General features: G+C 64.7%; 2 protein-coding genes. Both read right to left on the reverse strand.

The features are described from left to right. Positions 1 to 1,519, reverse strand: a 1,519-nt coding sequence (locus EN969_RS28690; RefSeq protein WP_164758584.1) for an AI-2E family transporter, incomplete at its 3' end; no start/stop codon positions are given. 152 nt (positions 1,520 to 1,671) lie between these two features. Beyond that, positions 1,672 to 1,990, reverse strand: a 319-nt coding sequence (locus EN969_RS28695) for an ATP-grasp domain-containing protein (protein ID WP_127219560.1), incomplete at its 5' end; no start/stop codon positions are given.

Here is a 1,990-nt window from a genome sequence, read left to right on the forward strand (position 1 = left end):
GCACGGACATATCCGTGCCATCGGGCAGTTCGGTCTCGTCCTCCCCGCCGGGATCGTCATCGTCGCTCGCCTCTGCGGCCACGGACGGCCCCTCCTCCTCGCCTGCCTCCTCCTGCGCGCTGTCGTCGAGATTGGCGACCAGCATCAGGGCACTGGCCGCCACCTGCCGCCTTTGCAAATCGCCCATGACGCCGCGCACACGGTCCTGTTCGCCCAGCAGAAGCGCCGGAATGGCAACCTTGTCATAGAATTCGACCAGATATTTCTCCTCCAGCATCTCCTCGGCATGATCGGTGGCTTCTTCCGGATCGCCGGCCAGCAGCCGCTGGTACAGGCGCGCATGGGGTTCGAGCACGGGCTCGTTGCCGAACAGCACGTCCAGGAATTCAAACTGCGGCACGTGCCTGCCCAGCACCACCAGGCAGACAGTGAGCGGCGTCGACAGGATCAGCCCGAGCGGCCCCCAGAGCCACGTCCAGAAAATCGCCGCGACAATGATCGCCAGCGGCGACAGTCCCGTCCGCGAACCGTAGAGCCAGGGTTCGATGACATTGCCGGTGATCAGTTCCATCACCACGAACAGGGCGGCTGTCCACAGCACGAGCGACCAGCCCGGTGCCACGGCCAGCGCCAGGAACAGCGGCAAAAGCATACCTATGATCGGGCCGATATAGGGAACGAAACGCAGCGCCAGTGCCAGCAGCCCCCACAGCAGCGCATTGGGAATACCGAGGGCCCAGAGCCCGATCGCGATCGGTATGGCGTAGACGATGTTGACGACCAATTGCATCAGGAGATAGCGGCCCACCCGTTTGGCGGCATCCTGAAGCGCCTCGGTGGTGCGGTGGAGGTCGCCGTAGCCGACAAGCCGGATGAAGCGGTCGCGCAGATCCTCCCGCTCGAGCAGCATGAAGATGACGACGACGATGATCAGCCCGGCCGACCCAAGCGGGCTGATCAGCGGCCCGACGACATTCTGCAGGACCTGAAGCGGCCTTTCGTGCGCGACGATCTCGACCGGCACCGGCTCGCGCGGCGGCTTTTCCGGGGCGGCGGCCGGCAGCGAGGGGTCTTGCCTGTCGATCTCCTGGCCGACCCGCTCGACCACCTTGCTCAGTCTGGCAAGGATCCCGCCCCCGGTCTCCTTGAGCGAGCGGATCTTGGTCAGGATGTTGGTCTGGTAGACCGGGATGTTCTGCGCCAGTTCGCTGACCTGCGTGGCGACGATGAAGGAGAACAGGCCAAGCGCCGCGAAGGCGCCGAGCACGCTGGCGATGACGGCGGCAATCCGGGGAATGCCGACCTTTTTTAGCGCTGCGACAAGCGGCGCCAGTGCGAAGGTCAGCAGCAGCGCGATGGCGATCGGCAGGAAAACCTCGCGCCCGAAATACAGTGCCGCCACTGTCGTGACGATGGCCGCCACATTGGGCAAAGAGGTTCGCGGATGGGGCGCGGCCGCTGAAAGGGCGTCCCCCAGCCCATCAGCCGGAGACGCCGTGCCGTTTCGACGATTGGCCACGTGATGCCTCCCTGCCAAATGCCATGATCGGGCATATAGAGCGGACGTGCAACTTTAGCCAACGATGAAATACGCCTCGCTCACAGGCAATGATCCGGCCCGCACCGGCCGCTCCCGAAGGGCTAAATGGAAGTCAGGCTCGCCCGATCGGATCAGCGCGCCGCATGCCTGGCCAGCGCGTGCTCGATCAGCACGTCGATGGTCTGGCTGTAGCCGATGCCTGAGGCGGCAAGCGCCTTGGCATACATCGAGATGTCGGTGAAGCCGGGAATGGTGTTGACCTCGTTGACAAGCAGGCTGCCGTCGGCGCGCAGGAAGAAATCGACGCGCGCCATGGCTTCGCAGCCAAGCGCCTGGAACGCCTGCCGCGCCATATCCCTGGCCTTTTCGGCCACATCGGCCGGGACATCGGCGGGCACCTTGACCAGCGCGCCGTCGGCATCGAGATATTTGGCCTCATAGGTGTAGAAG

It is taken from the genome of Mesorhizobium sp. M7A.F.Ca.CA.003.01.2.1, from assembly GCF_003998945.1.
Classification (GTDB): Bacteria; Pseudomonadota; Alphaproteobacteria; order Rhizobiales; family Rhizobiaceae; genus Mesorhizobium; species Mesorhizobium ciceri.